Source organism: Pseudonocardia sp. TRM90224 (assembly GCF_021245725.1).
Lineage (GTDB): Bacteria > Actinomycetota > Actinomycetes > Mycobacteriales > Pseudonocardiaceae > Pseudonocardia.
In genome coordinates, this window is sequence record NZ_JAJGSX010000072.1 from 1 (window position 1) to 19,701 (window position 19,701).

Here is a 19,701-nt window from a genome sequence, read left to right on the forward strand (position 1 = left end):
CCGCGCTGATCACGGCATGATCTGAACCGCAGAGCCTCCGCGAAGTGGAGTTACACCACTCCTGGGGACGTCACCGCCTGTGGCGCTGGGAAAGTGGCTTTCCAGGCAACGTATGCACCCCGCACCCAACCCGCCCAGCCGCACGCCTTCGACCCATGCGCCGGCCGGCGAGCGGTCCTGGTCCAGCACAACTTCCGAGGACTGGGTCATGATCACCTCGCCGGGGCGGCCGGCCTCGGCGATTCACCCGACAGCCACTTCCCGGCACTCGCTCCCGGTCCTCCGAGGTCGCTAGAACCTGGCCGCGTAGCTGGTGGGTGGCTCGCCGAAGATCGCGGCGAAGTCGCGGACGAAGTGGGCCTGGTCGGAGTAGCCGAGCTCGGTGGCGAGCGGGGCCCAGGCGATGTCGGCGCCCGCGGCGAGGCGTTCGGTGACCTCACGCAGCCGGTGGCGGCGGATCACCCATTTCGGGCTGACGCCGACGTACTCGGCGAACAGCCGCTGCAGCGTGCGCACGCTGGTCGCGCAGCGGGCGGCGAGCTCGTCGACCCGCGCGATGCCCGGCTCGGCCGCCACCCTCGCGACGACGCCCGCGACCCGGTCGACGGTCGGATCGGGCGGCGGGAGGACGCCACGTAGCCACTCCTCCACCTCGGTGAGCTCGACACGTCCCGACGGGGCGCCGCGCAGCGCGGGGATCTCGGATGCGGGCACGGATCGATCAGTGAGCGCCGAGACTGCCGAGCCGAGGAACGGGCGGAACCCGCCCGGCCGGAACGTCACGCCGAGCACGCGCCGCCGCCCTTCGAGCACCTTGGTGACGTGCCCGCTGCACACGCCGTGGACCTCGGGCGCCGCGCCCTCGTGGAACGTCAGCTGCACGTTCGGGAGCGGCACGATGATCTGCTCGTACGGCTCGTCGTACGCCCACTCGACGATCCAGTAGCCCGCCACCACACCGGCGAGCTCCGGCGCGGGCGCAGGGAACGCGTGGCGCTGGAACCTGCTCCACGCGCTGCCCAACGCCCGCGGATCGGATGGCGCCCGCCGTGCCGGCACGCCGATCAGCTCGCTGCGGCAGCCTTGCGGCGCCGCGCCGGTGCCTTCTCCTGCGCCTTGCCCGAGGCCGGTGCGACCAGCCCCTGCAGGAACTGGCCGGTGTAGCTGGTGGGGTGCGCCGCGATCTGCTCCGGCGTGCCCTGTGCCACGACCGTGCCGCCGCCGGAACCGCCCTCCGGCCCCATGTCGATGATCCAGTCGGAGGTCTTGATGACGTCGAGGTTGTGCTCGATGACCAGCACCGAGTTGCCCTTCTCGACCAGCCCGTTGATCACCAGCAGCAGCTTGCGGATGTCCTCGAAGTGCAGGCCGGTGGTCGGCTCGTCGAGGATGTAGATCGTGCGGCCGTTGGAGCGCTTCTGCAGCTCCGACGCCAGCTTGACGCGCTGCGCCTCACCGCCGGAGAGGGTCGGCGCGGGCTGCCCGAGCCGCACGTAACCCAGCCCGACGTCGACGAGCGTCCGCAGGTAGCGGCTGATCGAGGTGATGGGGCCGAAGAACTCGGCGCCCTCCTCGATCGGCATGTCGAGCACGTCGGCGACGGTCTTGCCCTTGTAGTGGACCTCGAGCGTCTCGCGGTTGTAGCGCGCGCCCTTGCAGACCTCGCACGGCACGTAGACGTCGGGCAGAAAGTTCATCTCGATCTTGATGGTGCCGTCGCCGGAGCACGCCTCGCAGCGCCCACCCTTGACGTTGAACGAGAACCGCCCCGGCTGGTAGCCGCGCACCTTCGCCTCGGTGGTAGCGGCGAACAGCTTGCGGACGTGGTCCCACACGCCGGTGTAGGTGGCGGGGTTGGAGCGCGGGGTGCGCCCGATCGGCGACTGGTCGACGCGCACCAGCTTGTCGAGACCGTCGAGCCCGGTGATGCGGGTGTGCCGGCCCGGCACCTGCCGCGCGCCGTTGAGCTTGTTCGCCAGCACGGTCGCGAGGATGTCGTTGACCAGCGTCGACTTGCCTGAACCCGAGACGCCCGTGACGGAGACGAGGCACCCGAGCGGGACGTCGACGTCGATGCCGCGCAGGTTGTGCTCGCGCGCGCCGACGATCGTCAGCTGCCGCTTCGGGTCGACCTTGCGCCGCTTCTCCGGCACCGGGATGGAGCGCCGACCGGACAGGTAGGCGCCGGTCAGCGAGGTGTCGTGCGATTCGAGGCCCGCGACCGGGCCGCTGTGCACGATGACGCCGCCGTGCTCGCCCGCGCCGGGCCCGATGTCGACCGCCCAGTCGGCGGCCCGGATGGTGTCCTCGTCGTGCTCGACGACGATCAGCGTGTTGCCGAGGTCGCGCAGCCGGATCAGGGTCTGGATCAGCCTGCGGTTGTCGCGCTGGTGCAGCCCGATCGACGGCTCGTCGAGCACGTAGAGCACGCCGACCAGCCCGGAACCGATCTGCGTCGCCAGCCGGATGCGCTGCGCCTCGCCGCCGGAGAGCGACCCGGCCGCGCGGTCGAGCGACAGGTAGTGCAGCCCGACGTCGAGCAGGAAGCCCAGCCTGGCCTGCACCTCCTTGAGGATGCTGCCGGCGATCATGGATTGGCGGGTGTCGAGCACCATCCCGCCGAGGAACTCCGAGCACTCCGACACTGACATCGCCGACACCTCGGCGATCGAGCGTTCGCCCTGGTCGCGGTGGGTGAGGGTGACGGCGAGCACCTCCGGCTTGAGCCGGGCGCCCTTACAGACCGGGCACGGCACGTCGCGCATGTAGCCCTCGTACTTCTCGCGCGCGTACTCCGAGTCGGTCTGGTCGAGCCGTCGCTCCAGGAACGGGATGACGCCCTCGTAGTTGGCGTAGTACGAGCGCTCGCGGCCGTAGCGGTTGCGGTAGCGCACGTGCACCTGGTCGCCGCTGCCGTGCAGCACGGCCTTCTGCGCCGCGGCGGAGAGCTTGCGCCACGGCGTGTCCATGCGGAACCCGACGGCGGACGCCAACCCCTCCAGCAACCGCCCGAAGTACTCGGACGTGTGACCGCCCGCCCACGGCGCGATCGCACCGCCCGCGAGGCTCTGATCGGGATCGGGGACGACCAGCTCGGGATCGACCTCCTTCTTGATCCCGATGCCGGTGCACTCGGGGCACGCACCGTACGGCGAGTTGAACGAGAACGTCCGCGGCTCCAGCTCGTCGAGCGCCAGCGGGTGCCCGTTGGGGCAGGCCATGCGCTCGGAGAAGCGGCGCTCGCGCTGCGGGTCGTGCTCATCGAGGTCGACGAAGTCGAGCACCACGAGCCCGTCGGCGAGCCGCAGCGCCGTCTCGACGGAGTCGGTGAGCCGTTGCTTGGCCGAGCCCTTGACGGAGAGCCGGTCGACCACGACGGCGATGTCGTGCTTCTCCTGCTTCTTGAGCTTCGGCGGGTCGGTCAGCATGTGCACGGTGCCGTCCACCAGCACGCGCGAGTAGCCCTGGCCCTGCAGGTTGGTGAACAGGTCGACGAACTCGCCCTTGCGGGTGCGCACGACCGGGGCGAGCACCTGGAAGCGGCTGCCCTCCTCCATCGCCAGCACCTGGTCGACGATCTGCTGCGGGGTCTGCTTCTCGATCACGTGGCCGCACACGGGGCAGTGCGGCACGCCCGCGCGGGCGTAGAGGAGCCGCAGGTAGTCGTAGACCTCGGTGATCGTGCCGACCGTCGAGCGCGGGTTGCGGTTGGTGGACTTCTGGTCGATCGACACCGCGGGCGAGAGCCCCTCGATGAAGTCGACGTCGGGCTTGTCCATCTGCCCGAGGAACTGGCGCGCGTACGCCGAGAGGGACTCGACGTAGCGCCGCTGCCCCTCCGCGAAGATCGTGTCGAACGCGAGGCTCGACTTGCCCGAGCCCGAGAGCCCGGTGAACACGACGAGGCTGTCGCGCGGCATGTCGAGATCGACGCCGCGCAGGTTGTGCTCACGGGCGCCGCGCACCACAAGACGATCGGCCACGGTGAGGAGCCTCCTGAGTTCGCCAGCTGGGCTGTGTGTCGACGTGCAGGTTTCGACAGGCCCGTTTCCATGCTAGGCGCGGCCACCGACAAAACCGGATCGGCGGTCGGGCGCCTGTGGCGGACCCGACGATCGGCGCGCCGGTCGGGGCCGGCCGCCGTGATCGAGCATCGCACAAGCGTTCGAAGATCATATGTCGGGGGCCCCGACCCGGATCGGGTACGACCGCCGTCAGCCCGAGCCGAGCCGCGCGAGCAACCGCGCGGACTGCCGTGCCGTGAGGTCGGGGAGGTACGCCCGCCCGATCGCGTACCCGATCGCCGGCAGCGCCGCCGGATCGGGGTAGGCCAGGTGCAGCGGCGCGTAGGTGGGCTGGAACTTCGCCTTGAACGCCAGCAGCGAGCGGAACCCGTAGACCGGTTCGAGCGCGGCCCCGAGCGCGTCGAGCACACGCTGCAGGCGTTTGCCGCCCTCGTCGTTCTCCGCCCGCGCCAACGGCGAGCCGGAGAGCGACAGGAACAACGCACCCTCTTCCTGCAGGTCGCGGGCGGCGGACCCGACGAGGAACTCGGAGACGCCGCGGAAGCCGCTCCCGGTCCGGCGACGCATGAAGTCGAGCGTCCAGCCAACGACCACGCCCTCCCGGTGCACCGGGAGCCAGCTGGTGACGCCGTGCACGGTTCGGTCGGCGTCGACCGCGACGAGGCAGCGCACCTCCCGGTCGGCCAGCTCGGCCAGCCCGCCCAGCGTGAAGCCCATCTCGGGGAGCCCCTTGTCGGCGACCCACTCCTCGCTGATCGTCGCGATCTGGTCGGTGAGCGCGAGCGGCGCGTCCGCGTAGGTGATCCACTCGGCGGTGATGCCCTGCTTGGCCGCCTTGTTCAACGCCGTGCGCACGTCCTGCCAGCGGCGACCGGTGAACGTCAGCCCTTCGAGCGGCAGCACGATCTCCTCCGCGACCTGCACCGACTTCCAGCCGAGTGCATCGCAGGCATCGCGAGTCGCGCCGGTGACGCTGTAGAAGGCCGGCGTCCAGCCCCGGTCGGCGCAGAACGCGGCGAACCCCGCGACGGCGTCGGCCCGCCGGTCGGCGCGCCCGATCGGATCGCCGGTGGTGACGGCGACGGCGCCGATCACGCGGTAGGCGACCGCGGCGCCGTCGGTGAACCAGTAGGAGTTGCCGGCCCAGGTCGTGAGCCAGGCGAGGTCGCTCCCGCCGTGCTCCGTGACGAGCGCGCGGGCCCTGGCGGCGTCGCCGGCCTGCGGGTCGCGCCGCATGCGCACGAAGCCGAGCAGCAGCTCCACGGCCACGACCAGCCAGAACACGCCGCCCGTCCACTCGAACAGCAGCGTCGCCAGCCACCCCTCCGGCAGGAACGCCGGCTCGACCTCACCGAGGTAGCCGGGCGGCAGGAGGCGCAGCGGGAGGTCCTGGACCAGCTGCGCGGTCGTCGGGGGCCGGTCGAACTGCGCCGCGACGGCCGTCCCGCCGCCGACGTAGAGCACGCCGACGGCCACGAGCGCCACGGCGATGGCCACGAGGGTCCGGCGGAACGCGCCGGCCGGGGCGCGGGCGGAGAAGTTCGCGCTGGTCAGGACGAGCAATACGGCGACGAAGAGCGGCACGGCCGCCGGCAGCACCTGCTCGAGTGCTTGGTGCACACCTGGCGCGCTCCCGTAGACGACGAGCTGCTCGCGCGGGATCGTGCTGATCAGCACGCCGAGCCAGGCGCCGAGCACTGCGAGCACGATGTTGAGCCACACCCCGAGCGCCCACGCCGCCCGCCGTCCTCTGCGCAGCCCCTCCGCGACGACCAGCAGCAAGATCACCGGCGACGCCGACGCGAGCGCCGGCCCCCATCCGGAAAGCCGCAGCTGGGCCTGCAGGAACCGGCACGCCGACGCGTCGCCGGTGGCGCAGATCTGCAGCACGGTGTCGGCGTCCGGCGGCGGCGAGAGCACCAGGAACTGCAGCACCGACAGCGGCCCGATCGGCTTCCCGACGAACGCCGCGAGCACCGGACCCACCGCGGAAGCCGCGACGACCAGCGCGACCAGCACCCGCGTCTCGTTGCGGGTGGCGGGGCCGGGCCTGCGGTCGGGATGGCCCAGCAGCAACGGACCGGCCGCCAACCCGACGATGCCCGCGGCCAGCAGCACGACGTCGTCCAGCTCGCCCGAGTAGGCGACCAGCACGATCGCGGTGGTCAGCAACACCAGCCGCAGCCGGCGCCGCCACAACGCCGAGAGCCTGCTGCTCACAGCGAGACCGAGCCCGACCGCGCCCGGCGCGCCGCCGACCGTGAGCTGCGCGGCCAGCTGGCCCGCCCACCGGCCACCACCTGCGGCTGCCGCCGCGACGAGCCCGCTCGCCAGCACCACGCCGACCACCTGCGTCGCGACCAGCAGCAACGCGGTGCGCCACGCGCCGATCCGGCGTTCCGCGACGGGGCCGGCGACGATCAGCAGCACCGTCGTGAACAGGTGCCCGCCGAGCCCACCCCAGAACACCGTCGACACCAGCGGGGTCCACCAGCGGTGCGCGGCGAGCGGGCCGGGGCCGGTCCCGACGGCGGCGAGCAGCTCCGGCGACGGGCCCGCCAGCGTGCCCGCCCCGATCCCGACGGCCCAGCAGACCACGATCAGCAGGCACGTGAGCGGCGCCCGGCGGGCCGCACGGGCCAGCGTCGCGGGCATTCCACGTGCATGGCGCAGCACGGTCACGTCGGTTCCCGATCGTCGGTGCGCACGTGGCGAGCCTGCCGTAGTTGTACGGAGACGCCACGCGCCGCCCGTCGATACGGTGAACACGGGTTGGGGCCGGTGGCGGACCAGGAGGAACGCATGGTGTTCAAGCGGCTCAAGGCGCGGTTCGGCGGAGGAACCTCGATCGACACGCAGGTGCGCACGCCGGTGGCGTGGCCGGGCGGGACGCTCGAGGGCACCGTCGACATCCTCGGCGGTGAGTTCGAGCAGGAGATCAGCTACCTCGAACTGACGATGGTGGCGCGCGTCGAGGTCGAGACGGACGACTCGGAACACCACTCCGAGGAACGGTTCGCCCGCCAGCGCGTGGCCGGGGCGTTCACGCTGCACCCCGCACAGCGGATGTCGGTGCCGTTCTCGCTGGCCGTGCCCCTGGAGGCGCCGTTCAACATGATCGGGCAGCACGAGCTCGGCGGGGTGCGGCTCGGCGTGCGGACCGAGCTGGAGATCCAGCGCTCGACGGACAAGGGCGACTTCGACCCCATCCGCATCGGGCCACTGCCCGCGCAGCAACGGGTGCTGGCCGCGTTCGACCGGATCGGCTGCCGCTTCCGCCACTCCGACCTGGAACGCGGCCGCATCCCCGGCTCGACCCTGAACTTCTACCAGGAGCTGGAGTTCGCTCCCCCGCCCGAGTTCGCCGGCGGCATCGCCGAGCTGGAGGTGACGTTCATCGCCGGGCCGCACGCGATGGACATCCTGATCGAGGGCGACCGCAGGGGCGGCTTCCTCGACTCCGGTGGCGACAGCGTGCACCGCTTCAGCGTCGGGTACGGCGACGTCGACCACCAGGACTGGGAGGGGCTCCTCCGCCAGCACCTGCACGAGCTGGGGCGCAGGCGGGGGCTCTTCGGCTGACCAGGGGCGGGAGCGCGCGAGCGGGGATGCGTGCGTGCCGCACGCGAGGGCAGGAAAGCCACTTTCCTGCCCTGTGAGGGCCGGAAAGTGGCTTTCCTGCCCTCCCCCGGGACCCACCGCCCTCGGGGGCGAAGAGCTACCGTGGCCTGGTGACGCCACGGCCGGCTTTCGTGCTCCACGAGCACCAGCGGCCGCGCCACCACTTCGACCTGCGGCTCGAGGAGGACGGCGTCCTGCGCTCCTGGGCGGTGCCGCGCGGCCTGCCAGTGCGCTCCGGCGCCAACCGGCTCGCCGTCGCCGTCCCGGACCACGACATGGACCACCTCACCTACACCGACGCGGAGAAGTCGATCGCCGACATCGGGTGGTGGGAGGAGCACGACCGCAACGAGCGGCGGATCGTCTTCACGCTGCACGGCCGGGAGGGCGCGCGCCGCTACGCGCTCATCCGCACGCAGCAGGACTGGCTGCTGCACCTCACGAAGGAGCAGCCCGGGTGATCAGGGCCGGTCGGCGAACCACGCTTCGTCCACCGGCAGCAGCTCGACCTCCTGCGGAGCCCGGAGGAACCCCGCGGCACCGATCGCGGCGACCGTCTCGCGGTAGTCCGCGGCCGATTCCAGAGCCTCGACCGCCTGCTCGTCTCGCCACAGCGTGATCACGGCCCGGCCACCGTCGATGCGGGTGAACAGCACCCCTACCAGCCCGTCCTGCCTGCGGAACATCGGCAGCGAGCGCTCCTCGACGAACCGCTCGTACTCGTCGGTCCGCGCTTCGTCCAGCCCGGTCCGCCAGATCCGCGCGATCACGCGACCCCCAGCAACCGGTGCGCGGTGTCCGGGTCGCGCCGGAACTCCGCCGTCGGCACCTCGTGCACGATCGCACCCTTCTCCATCACCGCGATCCGGCCGGCGGCCTCGAACGCGAGGTGCAGGTCCTGCTCGACGAGCAGCACCGCGACCCCTTCGTCGCGCATGGTCGCGATGACCAGCCCGATCTGCTCGACGATCGCGGGCGCGAGCCCGTCGGACGGCTCGTCGAGCAGCACCAGCCGCGGGTTCGTGAGCAGGGCGCGCGCCACGGCGAGCATCTGCTGCTCGCCACCGGACAGCTGGCCCGCGTAGTGCCGTCGCCGCTCGGCGAGCCGCGGGAGCAGGTCGAGCACGCCGTCGACGGTCCACGTGCCCTTCCGGGAACGGGAGGCCAGCGCGAGGTGCTCGGCGACGGTCAGCGTCGCCCACACCCGACGGCCCTGCGGGACGAGCGCGACACCGGCCTTCGCGATCAGGTCGGGGCGCTTCCCGACCAGCTCGACGCCGTCGAGCCGCACCGAGCCCGCCGTCACCGGCACGAGCCCCATCAGCGTCATGACCAGCGTCGACTTGCCGGCGCCGTTGCGGCCCAGAAGCGCGAGCGTGGCGCCGCGCTCGATCTCCAGGTCGACCCCGTTGAGCACGGTGCTGCGGTCGTAGCCGGAGACGAGCCCGGCGACGGACAGGAACGTCATGCGAGGAACAGCTCCTCTCGACGGCCCGCACCCAGGTAGGCCTCGCGCACGGCGTCGCTCGCGCGCACCTCGGCGGGCGTCCCGGAGAGCAGCACCTTGCCCAGGTGCAGCACGGTCACGGAGTCGGCCAGCGCGAAAACCAGGTCGAGGTCGTGCTCGACGAACAGCACCGTGATCTCGGCCGGCAGCCCGGCGAGCAGCTCGACCAGTCGGGCCCGCTCGGCGGGCGACATCCCGGCCGCCGGCTCGTCCAGCAGCAGCACCGTCGGCCGGCAGGCAAGCGCGAGCGCGACCTCCAGCTGTTTGCGCTCGCCGTGCGAGAGCGACGCGACGGCGACGTGCTCGCGGCCGTCGAGCCCCACGTCGGCGAGCAGCTCGGCGGCCCGCTCGGCCACCGCGGGCTGTTTGCGCGGGACCAGCGAGATCCGGCCGCCGCCGTGCCGCTGCGCCGCGAGCGCCACGGTCTCGGCCGCCGTCATCGACGCGAACAGGCTCGCGTGCTGCAGCGTCTGGCTCATCCCCAACCGGCACCGCTTGGCCTCCGACAGGCCCGTGACGTCGCGGCCGGCCAGCTCGACGCTGCCCGCGTGCGCCTTCATCGTGCCGGTGACCAGCTTGAACAGCGTGGACTTGCCGGCGCCGTTCGGGCCGATCAGCGCGTGCCGCGCGCCGGCGCCGACGGCCAGGTCGACCTCGGAGACGGCCGCGAGCGCACCGAACGACCGGGACAGGCCGACGCACTTCAGCACGCTCATCGGCGTCTCCGGTAGATCCGCAGCCCGGCCGCCCCGCGCGGCAGCAGGTACACCACCAGCACGAAGACGATGCCGAGCACGAGCGTCCCGTGCCCGTCGAGGCTCGGGCCGAGCGCGTCCCTGATGATGATCACCAGCGCCGCGCCGAGGCAGGCACCCCACAGCGACCCGGCCCCACCGATGATCACCGCGAGCAGTGCGAACGACGCCGTCGCGAAGCCCATGTCGGCCGGTGTGACCAGCCGCTGCTGCGCGACGAGCAGCGCACCGGCCAGTCCGGCCACCGCGCCCGCCATGACGATCACGGCGTACTTGTAGCGCGCGGTGGAGTAGCCGAGCGCGCGCATCCGCGGCTCGTTGTCGCGGATGCCGCGCAGGGCGGCGCCGAACGGCGAGCGCGCGACCATCACCACGAGCGCGAACCCGATCACGCCGACGGCCAGCACGTACCAGTAGGTGAAGCCGGCGTTGGCCAGCGGCGTCCCGGCGAGCCGGACCGCGGGGATGCCGGTCAGGCCGTTCGCGCCGCCGGTGACGGTCTCCCAGGTGTCGGCGAGCTGCTGCAGCGTCTCGCCGATCGCGAGGGTGAGCATGAGGAAGAACACGCCGTGGCTGCGGACCGTCACCCAGCCCGTCAACGCTGCGGCCAGCGCCCCGAAACCGGCCCCGACCAGCAGCGGGACCGGCGCCTCCGCCGTCACGTTGATCGAGACCCAGCCCGCGGCGTACGCGCCGGCGCCGAGGTAGGCGGCGTGGCCGAGCGACGGGAGGCCGGTGACCCCGACGAGCAGGTCCAGGCTCACGGCGAACAACGCGAACACCAGCACCCGCGTGAGCGTCGTCGTCGCGAACGGGGCCAGCATGAACGGCGCTGCCGCGAGCACGACCAGCACGGCGACCGCGATGATCCCGGTCCGCGCACGGGTCACCCGTGGTGCCGACGCCGGCGCGCCGCCCGGGACGGTCGGGGCCTCGATGGCGGTCACCGCGCACCCGCCGTTCCGACCGGGCCGCCGAAAAGCCCTTGCGGGCGCAGCACCAGCACCAGCGCGAGCGCGGCGAACAGGATGAACGAGGAGAGGTCGGGGAGGAGGTACTTCCCGACGATGTCGACCTGCCCGATGATCAGGGCCCCGATCAGCGCGCCGCGCACCGAGCCCAGCCCGCCGATCACGACGACGACCAGCGCGAGGATGAGCACGGTCGCGTCGAGGCCCGGGCGGGCGCCGTAGATCGGTCCGCCGAGCACACCCGCCGTCGTCGCGAGCACCGAACCGATCGCGAACACGGCGGCCTTGACCAGCCGGTTGTCCACGCCGAGCACGGAGACCATCTCGCGGTCGGCGACGGTCGCCCGGACCAACGCGCCCAGCCGGGTGCGTTCGACGACGAGGTAGACGGCCAGCGCGAGCACGGCCCCGACCCCGATGATCACCAGCCGGTAGGTCGGGTAGCTCACGCCGAACACCTGCACCGAGTCGTTCAACCCGGGCGGCGCGGCGACCGAGAGCGGGTCGTCGCCGAAGACGATCGCGAGCACCTCCGCCGCCACCAGCGCGACCCCGAGCGTCAGCAACGCCTGGTCGAGGTGCGAGCGCTTGCGCAGCGGCTCCGTCATGAGCGAGAGCAGCCCACCGCCGACGAGTCCGAACACGGCGGCCAGGCCGAGTGCGCCGAGGAAGCCGCCCCAGCCACCGGCGAACGTGGCGCCGAGGTAGGCGCCGCAGAGGAACAGTGCGCCGTGCGCGAGGTTCAGGACGTCCATCATCCCGAACACGATCGAGAGCCCCACGGCCAGCACGAACAGCAGGAAGCCGACCGAGAACCCGTTCAGAACGCTGACGAGCATGTCAGAGCGGCTGGCTCTGCTGGCCGAGATCCTGCACGACCGCGTTGACGAGGGTGCCGTTCACCTTCTCCACCTTGCGCAGGTACAAGTTCTGCTTCGGGGTCTGGCCGTCGAACGTCCACGGGCCGCGGGGGCTGTCCTCGACGGTGCCGATGCCGCCGAGCGCGCCCGCGATCGAGTCGCCGTCCAGCGCCGTTGCGGTGCGCAGCGCGCGGTTGAGCACGTTCGCGGCGTCGTAGGTCTGCGCGGAGAAGCAGCTGGGCGACTCGCCGTACTTGGCTGTGTAGCTCTCGACGAACGCCTTGTTGGCCGGGTTGTCGAGCTGGTCGCTGTAGTGCAGCGTGGTCTGCACGCCGAGCGCGGCATCGCCCTGCTGGGGCAGCACGTTGCCCTCGGTGAGGAAGCCGGAGCCGTAGAGCGGGATCGTCGAGGCGAGCCCGAACTGCGCATACTGCCGGACGAACGTGATCGCCTCGGAGCCGGAGAAGAAGCAGAACGTCGCCTTCGCGCCGGACTGCTGGATCTGGGTGAGGAACGGCTGGTAGTCCGACGTCTTCCCGAACGCGGGCTTCGCCGTGCCGACGACCTTCCCGCCGCCGGCCTCGAACGTCTTCGTGAAGCCGGCGATCACCTCGGTGCCCGCGGCGTAGTCGGGGGCGAGCGCGAACACACCATCCTTGAAGCCCGACTGCGCGAGGTGGGTGCCCATCGCGGCCGAGACCTGCGCGTTCGTGAACGACGTCCGCCAGATGTACGGAGTGCGCTTCGCGCCGGTGACGTCACCCGCGCCCGCGTTGGTGACGACGAGCAGCTTCTTCGACTCGGTGAGCAGGTTCGCGACCCCGAGCGCGGTGGCCGAGTTGACCAGCCCGACGACGACGTCGACGTTGTCGCTCTGCAGCACCTTCTGCACGGCGGGCTGGCCGGTGTTCGGTGTCTCACCCTCGTCGGCGACGACCGTCTCGACCGTGTAGTTGCCGAACTTGCCGCCGTTCTGCCCCAGCCACAGCTCCCAGCCGCGCTGCATGTCCGTCCCGAGCGCCGCGTACACGCCCGACTGCGGCACGACGAGCCCGACCTTCACCGCGCCGCCCCCGCCGCCACCGGCGGGCGCGCCACCGCCGCCACCGCCCACGCTGCTCCCGCACGCGGCGAGGACCGGCACCGATGCGGCTGCACCGAACAGCGCCAAGAGGCGCCTGCGGGAGATCGAAGGGTGTTCCATGGCTGACGGCTCCTCGTTGCGCGCAACGCCGGGGTGGAGTGTCGACGGATCGTTGTCGAGCGGACGACGAGCTGTCAACGATCTGGGTGAATCAGTCATCGACCGCGATCCAACCGTGACGCGTCGTCACGCGTGGCGTCGGGGCGCCTACGCTGTGGCCCGTGGACGTCCTCGAGTACTCCGGTCACACCGATCCCGGCGGCGCCGCGATCCGCCGCGACCTCGCCGCGTTGAGCATCACCAAGATCTCGGTCGGCCCGATGGACAACAACGCCTACCTCCTCGTGTGCCGAGCGACGAACGAGGCGCTGCTGGTCGACGCCGCGAACGAGCCGGACCGGCTCGCCGACCTCGTCGGCGCCTCCGACTCGCGGCCCGAGCTGCGCCATCTCGTCACCACGCACCGCCACCCCGACCACTGGCAGGCGCTCGGCGCGGTCGCCGGCATGTTCCAGACCCGCCAGATCGCGCACCCGCTCGACGCGACCGAGCTGCCGGTGCCCATGGACGAGCTGGTCGAGCACGGCGACACCGTGCGGTTCGGCGAGATCGAGCTCGACGTCGTGCACCTGCGCGGCCACACCCCCGGCTCGATCGCCCTCGTCTACCGCGGCGGGGAGCACCCGCACATCTTCACGGGCGACTCCCTCTTCCCCGGCGGGCCGGGCAAGACCGCGGGCCCCGCCGAGTTCGGGTCGCTCATGGACGACCTCGAATCACGTGTGTTCGGGGAGCTGCCCGACGAGACGTGGGTGTACCCGGGGCACGGGGACGACACGACGTTGGGCAAGGAGCGCCCCTCGGTGCCGGAGTGGCGCGAGCGCGGCTGGTGAGCGTTCGTCGGTCCCACGAATTCGATTGCCCTGATCGGGAGTCTGAATCGGTGGAACCGTCGATGCCGTCGTGGCCAGACGTGGCACCCCGCCACGGAAGGGTCGTGCTGCGAGAGTTCGAGCCCGGCGACGTCGACATGGCGCTGGACCTCGCGACCGACCCCTACGTGCCGCTGATCGGGACCCTGCCCGCGCACGCCGACCGCGACCAGGCGAGCGCGTGGGTCGAACAGCAACGCCGGCGCCTCACCGAGGGCGTGGGCTTCGCATTCGCGATCGCCGATCACTCCACCGGGAAGGCCCTCGGGCTGATCGGGCTGTGGCTGTCCGGCTGGCCGCACGGGCGGGCCAGCGTCGGCTACAGCGTCGCACCCCTCGCCCGAAGGACCGGGGTGGCCACGGACGCGCTACGAGCTCTGGTCGACTTCGCCTGGACGATCCCGGAACTGTTCCGACTCGAGGCCTACATCGAGCCGTTCAACACGCCGTCGCAGCGGGTGGTCAGGCGAGCCGGTTTCGAGGTGGAGGGCCTGCTGCGCAGCCACCAGGAGATCGGCGGGGCCCGCCGTGACCTGCTGCTCTACTCCCTCATCAGGCTCGAATGACCCCGTGCGGGAGTGGCGCTCGCTCAGCTGGTAAGACCGTCCACAACGACGTTTTGGCTGTTTGTTAGCGCTCACATCAGCCAAAACGTCGTTGTCGTCGCTCAGCCCATGCGGATGCTCGGGTCGATGAACTCGTTGGTGTAGAGCGTCTCGGGCGCCGGGACCGTCGGGATCGCGCCCTGCGCCTGCTGGAGCGGGCCGAAGGTGGAGACGATCTGCGCCATGCGCGCCGGGTCGAACTGCCCGAACACACCCGAGGCCGGGTCGTTCGCCACCAGCTTCTTGTCGCGCAGGGCCTTGACGGCGTAGTCCGCGACGCCCGCCGAGTAGCTCCAGCCCGTCTGGTACGCGCCGACGAGCTCGACGAGCAGCGCGTTGGTCGGGCCGGGGTCGGCCAGGTAGTCCAGCTGGGCCCGCTGCATGATCGGCACCAGCTTCTTCAAGCACGGCCGCAGCTGTTCGAGCCGGTCGGCGCGCACCGAAAGCGCCGACGGGTAGACGGAGTAGCCGTAGTCGGCGAGCTTCTGGCTGGCCACCGGCCGCCCCCACGCGGGGAGCTCGCGCTGGTAGACGTAGGGCTCGGTGGTGACGTAGCCCTGCTGCACGATCTTCGGGTCGGAGACGAACCGCGCCGGCGTGCCCTCGTAGCTCGAGTCCACCTGGGCCGCGGTGATGACGCCCTGCCCCTCCAGCAGCTTGGTGACGATCGGGTCGGACGTCACGACGGGCACGCCGCTCGCGGCCGCGTCGCGCAACGTCTGCGCGCCTGGGTGCGACGCCGGGTCCCACATGAGCATCAGCGGGCTCGTCGTCAGCTGCGAGACGACCGCCACGACCGGCTGCTTGGCGGTCGCGGCAATGGCGACGTCCGAGTACACCGTGCCGAGCACGATCGACTCGTCGAGCTGCATCAGTGCGGGCACCGGCTGGTAGCTGACGTTCGGCCCGCCGGGGCGGACCTCGATGTCGACGCCGGTGTCGACGCCCTGCGCCACGAGCGAGCCGCGCACCAGCTTGGCGTTGGCGTCGATCGTCCGGTCGGGCCCGACCAGGCTGTACATGCCGCCGTGCTCGGCCTCGGGCTGCCAGTCCTGCTGCATGACGACGGTCGCGGGGCAGTCCCCGGTGAGATCGAGCGGGCCGCGGGACGGTGCGGCCGGGCCGGACGGGGCCGCGGCGGGAGCCGGCTCGCTCCCCGCGCACGCGGTGAGCACGAGTGCCGCAGCGAGGGTCGTGGCACCGAACGTGGCCCGCAAGCCGGTCGCTCGTCTCATGAAGGAGCACTCCTGACGGTCAGTGGTGGGTTTCGGCAATGTACCGATCGGGCGAATGCCGGCTCATCGGGATGATCGGATGCCGGAGTGGAGACGGACCGTGCTGGGCGCAAGGATGGGGACCGTGAGCGACTCGACGCCGAACCCACACGCCAACACCGGTATCGACACGACCGTGCCGCACTCCGCGCGGGTCTGGAACTACTGGTTGGGCGGAAAGGACAACTACGCCGTCGACCGCAAGACCGGCGACGCCGTCATCGCGGTGTATCCGCAGATCAAGGTGAACGCGCGGGAGTCGCGCAAGTTCCTGAAGCGGGTGGTGGGCTTCCTGGCCGGCGAGGCCGGCATCCGGCAGTTCCTCGACATCGGCACCGGGCTCCCGACCGCGGACAACACCCACGAGGTCGCGCAACGCATCGCGCCGGACGCCAAGGTGGTCTACGCCGACAACGACCCGCTGGTGCTCGCGCACGCGCGGGCGCTGCTCATCGGCACCCCGGAGGGCGAGACCAAGTACCTGCACGCCGACGTCCGCGAGATCCCGGACCTGATGCGGGGTGCGGCGGAGATCCTCGATTTCTCCCAGCCGGTCGCGGTGCTCATGCTGGGCGTGCTCGGGCACCTCGACGACACCGACGAGGCACGGGCGGTGGTCGCGCAGATCCTCGACCGGGTGCCGTCGGGCAGCTACCTCGCCATCAGCGACGCGATCCTGACCGAGGAGCGCCGGATCGCCGAGGAGACCTACTCGAAGACCGACGGCGTGCACTACCACGCTCGCCCGCCCGAGGCGATCGCGTCGTTCTTCGACGGGCTGGAGTGGGTCGAGCCGGGCTTCCAGTCCGTCTCGCTCTGGCGGGCCGACCCCGCGGCCGACGAGCCCGAGACGCAGGGCGAGAACGTCCAGCCGCTGGCGGCGGTGGTGCCCGTCGACCAGTGGGGCGGGGTCGCGCGCAAGCCGTAGACGGCAAGGGACGGGCGGTCGCACGCGAGGGCAGGAAAGCCACTTTCCGGCCCTCACAGGACCTGAAAGTGGCTTTCCTGCCCTCCCCCGGGGTCGCGGGGTCCCGGGGTAGCGCCGTCGTCAACCGGCGGTTGCGCAGTCGAGCAGCACGAACCCTGGCGGGCCGGCGGGCGGGCCGGCGGGCACCGCGACGGTGCCGCCGGTGGCCGGGTCGATCGGCGTGCAAGCCTGCAGCGCCCACTTGATGGCGTCAACGGCCGGGCCGGAGATGACCTCGGTCAGGCCGCCGGGCGTCGGGGCGAGCACGAAGCGGACCTCACCGGAGCGGACGTGCTCGCGGAACCCGTCGAACGTCGGGTGCAGGTCGCTGCCGTTGAACCCGCCCATGGTCATCACGGGTGCGCCGCCCGTCGCGACGGTGAACGGTGCCGCGGCGTTGGCCGACAGCGTCGCGAGGACCCACTTCGCGTCCCCGCGGTTGCGGAGGAGGAACTCGACCTTCGTCTGGTCGGCGGTCGGGTACATGCTCGCGGCGAGGGCCGCCGCCAGTTCCGGCGGCACCCCGGCGATTCCTTCCCGGCCCTGCTGGTTCGCGAGCGGGTTGAACGAGATCAGCGGCTGGGACGTGGTCACCGCGGTCCAGACCACGGGACCGGCCAGCGCGCTCACCAGCGCCAGCGCCCCGACCGCTGCCGCGGCGGCCCGCGAGTTCCGCACGACCGCGACGGCCACCGCGCCGAGCCCCGTGACCAGCACGACGACGGGCAGCCACGTCGGGAACTGCGCGGAGGTGACGAGCAGGACGTACCCCGCCCCGGAGAACGCGCTCACCACCAGGGCGAGCAGCGCGGCGGTGCCGTACCGGGCTCCCCGGCGCCACGCCGTGAAGCCCAGCGCGCCGCCGATCCCGGCCAGCGCCGCGAGCGCCGGCGCCAGCATGCTCGTGTAGTAGGGGTGCAGCACCCCGTTGGCGAAGCTGAGCACCACCCAGCACGTCAGGAGCCAAGCGGCGAACAGGACGACGGCGCCGACCGCGGGGTCGGTGCGCCTGCGGCCGCGCAGCGCGAGCGCCGCCACCACTGTGGCCACCACGGCCAGCGGCAGCCACCACGCGGCCTGGTCGACGAGCGCGTCACCGAACAGCCGTCCGGGTCCGGGCGTACCACCACGCCAGGCCACGCCCGAGAGCATCGCGGAGACGATCGGGTTGTCGATGTGTTCGGCGCCGCCGGCGTGGCCGGCGCTGATGCCGACGATCCGGCCGAGGATGGTGCCGTCGGGGCTGTCCGCCACCCACGGCGGGTTCGCGACCAGCAGGTACACCAGCGCGGGCCAGGCCAGGCAGGCGGCGACGAGAGTTGCGCCGGCCCCGGCCAGTCCGGCGATCCGACGACCGAGCGAGCCCCCACCGGCGACGAGCCAGAGCAGCGCGAATGCCGGAACCACGACGAGCATCTGGACTGTCTTGGCGTCGAACGCGAGCGCGAGGAAGACCGTGGCCGCGAGGAGCGGGCCGATCCGCCCGCGGCGGACCGCCCGGATGGCCATCCAGGCTGCCAGCAGCAGCATCAGCACCATGAACGAGTCGGGGTAGTTGTCGCGATCGATGGCGACGTTGACCGGGCTCACGGCGAGCCCGAACGCCGCCAGCAGCGAAGCCGCGACGCCCACGGCGCCCCGGCCGAGCGCCTCCCGCACGGCGAGTCCGAGCACCAGCACAGCGCCGATCCCCGCGACGGCCATGGGCAAGAACAGCGTCGCCCAGCTGAGGCCGAAGACCTTGATCAGCAGCGCGGACGGCCACAGCCACACGGGTGGCTTGTCCATCGTGGAGAACAGCGAGGTGTCCATGCTGCCGGTCAGGAACGCCGTCCAGTCCTCGGACATGCTCAGCGCGGTGGCCGTGTAGTACAGGTTCCCGAGGCCGCTGGTCGTCGGCCCGTTGACGAGCCGGACGATCGCCGCCAGCAGGATGCAGCCGGCGATGGCGAGCCACCACCCGCGGTTCCCGACACCGCTCCCCTCCGGGGCCGCTCGGGTCGGGACCGCTGTCGGCCGGGGTCGCACGTCTGTCGTCAAGGAATCTGCTGTCATGGCCCGAGGATGGGCGTCGGAGCTGCTCGTTCTCGTCTCCGCGCTTGCCCTCCACGCCTGCGCCGGAAGGGCCGCAATCCGGGAGTCGGCCCGGGTCAGGCCCGGCTGCCATCGTCGATCGGTCAGCACGCCGGTCCCCGAAGGAGCCCTGCAATGGAATCGTCGCTACTGCGCCGGATGACCGACGTCGAGACCCGGCACTGGTGGTTCCGGGAGAAGCGCAACATCCTCGCCCGGGCCGTCCGACGCCTGGGCCGGCCCGGACGCGCTCTGGACATCGGTGCCGCGGGCGGCGGCAACAGCGGGGTGCTGGTCGAGCACGGTTGGAGCACGGTTGCCGCCGACCTCTCCCCCACCGCCGTCGACATCGCCCGCGAGCGCGGGTTCGACGCCGTCGAGGCCGACGCGTGCGCCCTGCCGTGGGACGCCGGGACGTTCGACCTGGTGACGGCGTTCGAGATCCTCGAACACATCGAGCAGGACGGTATGGCGGTCGCGGAGATGTTCCGGGTGCTGCGTCCGGGCGGTACGGCGCTGATCACGGTGCCCGCCGACATGCGGTTGTGGTCGGCGCACGACGAGGCGGTCGACCACGTCCGCCGCTACGACCGCGAGGGTCTCTGCCGGCTCGTCGAGGCCGCGGGTTTTGTCGTCGACGAGGTGTGGAGCTGGAACGTGCTGCTCCGACCGGTCGTCGCCCGCCACCGGCAGCGCTCCAACGGTACTGACATCGACGTCCACATGCCGGCCGTGCTGAACCTGCTGCTCTTCGGGATCGTCGTGCTGGAGCGCTTCCTGCCGCTCGGCTCGCTGCCCGGGGTCTCGCTGATCCTGCGGGCGCACCGCCCCTGAGCGTCGACAACGACGTTTTGGCTGTTGTGAGCGCTAACAAGCAGCCATTACGTCGTTGTCGACGGCTACGCCGACCAGCCGAAACGTGGGACTCACCGTGCTGAAGGTGTCGACTCACCGGGCCGAAAGTGTC

At 71.7% G+C, this 19,701-nt stretch carries 17 protein-coding genes; 6 read left to right on the forward strand and 11 right to left on the reverse strand.

Translation table 11 applies throughout. The features are described 5' to 3' along the window. Positions 1–291 precede the first annotated feature (291 nt). From LL648_RS41940 to LL648_RS41950, 3 genes are all read right to left on the reverse strand, one after another. Positions 292–1,059: a helix-turn-helix domain-containing protein gene (locus LL648_RS41940; RefSeq protein WP_232668561.1), complete on the reverse strand. Its 768-nt coding sequence runs from the start codon at positions 1,057–1,059 to the stop codon at positions 292–294. A 5-nt stretch (positions 1,060–1,064) separates the two neighbouring features. Then, entirely contained in the window at positions 1,065–3,983 is a 2,919-nt protein-coding gene (uvrA, locus tag LL648_RS41945; protein WP_232668562.1) for an excinuclease ABC subunit UvrA, read from the reverse strand. A 231-nt stretch (positions 3,984–4,214) separates the two neighbouring features. Next, entirely contained in the window at positions 4,215–6,680 is a 2,466-nt protein-coding gene (locus tag LL648_RS41950) for a bifunctional lysylphosphatidylglycerol flippase/synthetase MprF (RefSeq protein WP_232668563.1), read from the reverse strand. 126 nt (positions 6,681–6,806) lie between these two features. On the opposite strand from LL648_RS41950, the gene LL648_RS41955 reads away from it, so the two are divergent. Then, positions 6,807–7,607, forward strand: coding sequence for a sporulation protein (locus LL648_RS41955; RefSeq protein ID WP_232668564.1), 801 nt, complete (start codon positions 6,807–6,809; stop codon positions 7,605–7,607). A gap of 149 nt (positions 7,608–7,756) precedes the next feature. Then, positions 7,757–8,107: a DNA polymerase ligase N-terminal domain-containing protein gene (locus LL648_RS41960; RefSeq protein WP_232668565.1), complete on the forward strand. Its 351-nt coding sequence runs from the start codon at positions 7,757–7,759 to the stop codon at positions 8,105–8,107. On the opposite strand, the gene LL648_RS41965 is transcribed toward LL648_RS41960, so the two are convergent. Genes LL648_RS41965 through LL648_RS41990 form a run of 6 tightly spaced genes read right to left on the reverse strand, consistent with a single transcriptional unit; the run spans position 8,108 to position 12,943 of the window. After that, the gene (locus tag LL648_RS41965; RefSeq protein WP_232668566.1) at positions 8,108–8,416 is read right to left on the reverse strand and encodes a hypothetical protein; all 309 of its coding nucleotides are present in this window, start codon (positions 8,414–8,416) and stop codon (positions 8,108–8,110) included. Further along, complete coding sequence (locus LL648_RS41970; protein ID WP_232668567.1) at positions 8,413–9,114, reverse strand: ABC transporter ATP-binding protein; 702 nt, start codon at positions 9,112–9,114, stop codon at positions 8,413–8,415. The genes LL648_RS41965 and LL648_RS41970 overlap by 4 nt, the downstream gene beginning before the upstream one ends. After that, on the reverse strand, positions 9,111–9,869 hold the full coding sequence (locus LL648_RS41975; protein WP_232668568.1) for an ABC transporter ATP-binding protein: 759 nt from the start codon (positions 9,867–9,869) through the stop codon (positions 9,111–9,113). Before LL648_RS41975 ends, LL648_RS41970 begins: the two co-directional genes overlap by 4 nt. After that, positions 9,866–10,855, reverse strand: a complete 990-nt coding sequence (locus LL648_RS41980; protein ID WP_232668569.1) for a branched-chain amino acid ABC transporter permease — start codon at positions 10,853–10,855, stop codon at positions 9,866–9,868. Before LL648_RS41980 ends, LL648_RS41975 begins: the two co-directional genes overlap by 4 nt. Beyond that, positions 10,852–11,718 (reverse strand): branched-chain amino acid ABC transporter permease, encoded by an 867-nt coding sequence (locus LL648_RS41985; protein ID WP_232668570.1) that lies wholly within the window; start codon positions 11,716–11,718, stop codon positions 10,852–10,854. Before LL648_RS41985 ends, LL648_RS41980 begins: the two co-directional genes overlap by 4 nt. Position 11,719: 1 nt before the next feature. Continuing rightward, positions 11,720–12,943 (reverse strand): ABC transporter substrate-binding protein, encoded by a 1,224-nt coding sequence (locus LL648_RS41990; protein ID WP_232668571.1) that lies wholly within the window; start codon positions 12,941–12,943, stop codon positions 11,720–11,722. Between the two features lie 161 nt (positions 12,944–13,104). Between LL648_RS41990 and LL648_RS41995 the strand changes: the two genes are divergently transcribed. Together LL648_RS41995 and LL648_RS42000 are read left to right on the forward strand one after the other, a co-directional pair. Beyond that, entirely contained in the window at positions 13,105–13,776 is a 672-nt protein-coding gene (locus LL648_RS41995; protein WP_232668572.1) for an MBL fold metallo-hydrolase, read from the forward strand. Positions 13,777–13,880: 104 nt separating this feature from the next. Then, a complete protein-coding gene (locus LL648_RS42000; protein WP_232668573.1) occupies positions 13,881–14,381 on the forward strand; it encodes a GNAT family N-acetyltransferase in 501 nt (166 codons plus the stop codon). Between the two features lie 101 nt (positions 14,382–14,482). On the opposite strand, the gene LL648_RS42005 is transcribed toward LL648_RS42000, so the two are convergent. Beyond that, on the reverse strand, positions 14,483–15,655 hold the full coding sequence (locus LL648_RS42005; protein WP_232668574.1) for an ABC transporter substrate-binding protein: 1,173 nt from the start codon (positions 15,653–15,655) through the stop codon (positions 14,483–14,485). A gap of 124 nt (positions 15,656–15,779) precedes the next feature. Between LL648_RS42005 and LL648_RS42010 the strand changes: the two genes are divergently transcribed. After that, positions 15,780–16,622 (forward strand): SAM-dependent methyltransferase, encoded by an 843-nt coding sequence (locus LL648_RS42010; protein ID WP_232668575.1) that lies wholly within the window; start codon positions 15,780–15,782, stop codon positions 16,620–16,622. A 120-nt stretch (positions 16,623–16,742) separates the two neighbouring features. Here the strand turns inward: LL648_RS42010 and LL648_RS42015 are convergent, their stop codons facing one another. Beyond that, positions 16,743–18,716, reverse strand: coding sequence for a glycosyltransferase family 39 protein (locus tag LL648_RS42015; RefSeq protein WP_232668576.1), 1,974 nt, complete (start codon positions 18,714–18,716; stop codon positions 16,743–16,745). A 153-nt stretch (positions 18,717–18,869) separates the two neighbouring features. Here LL648_RS42015 and LL648_RS42020 point away from each other — a divergent pair, with 153 nt between their 5' ends. Beyond that, positions 18,870–19,568, forward strand: a complete 699-nt coding sequence (locus LL648_RS42020; protein WP_232668577.1) for a class I SAM-dependent methyltransferase — start codon at positions 18,870–18,872, stop codon at positions 19,566–19,568. Positions 19,569–19,701: the final 133 nt, after the last annotated feature.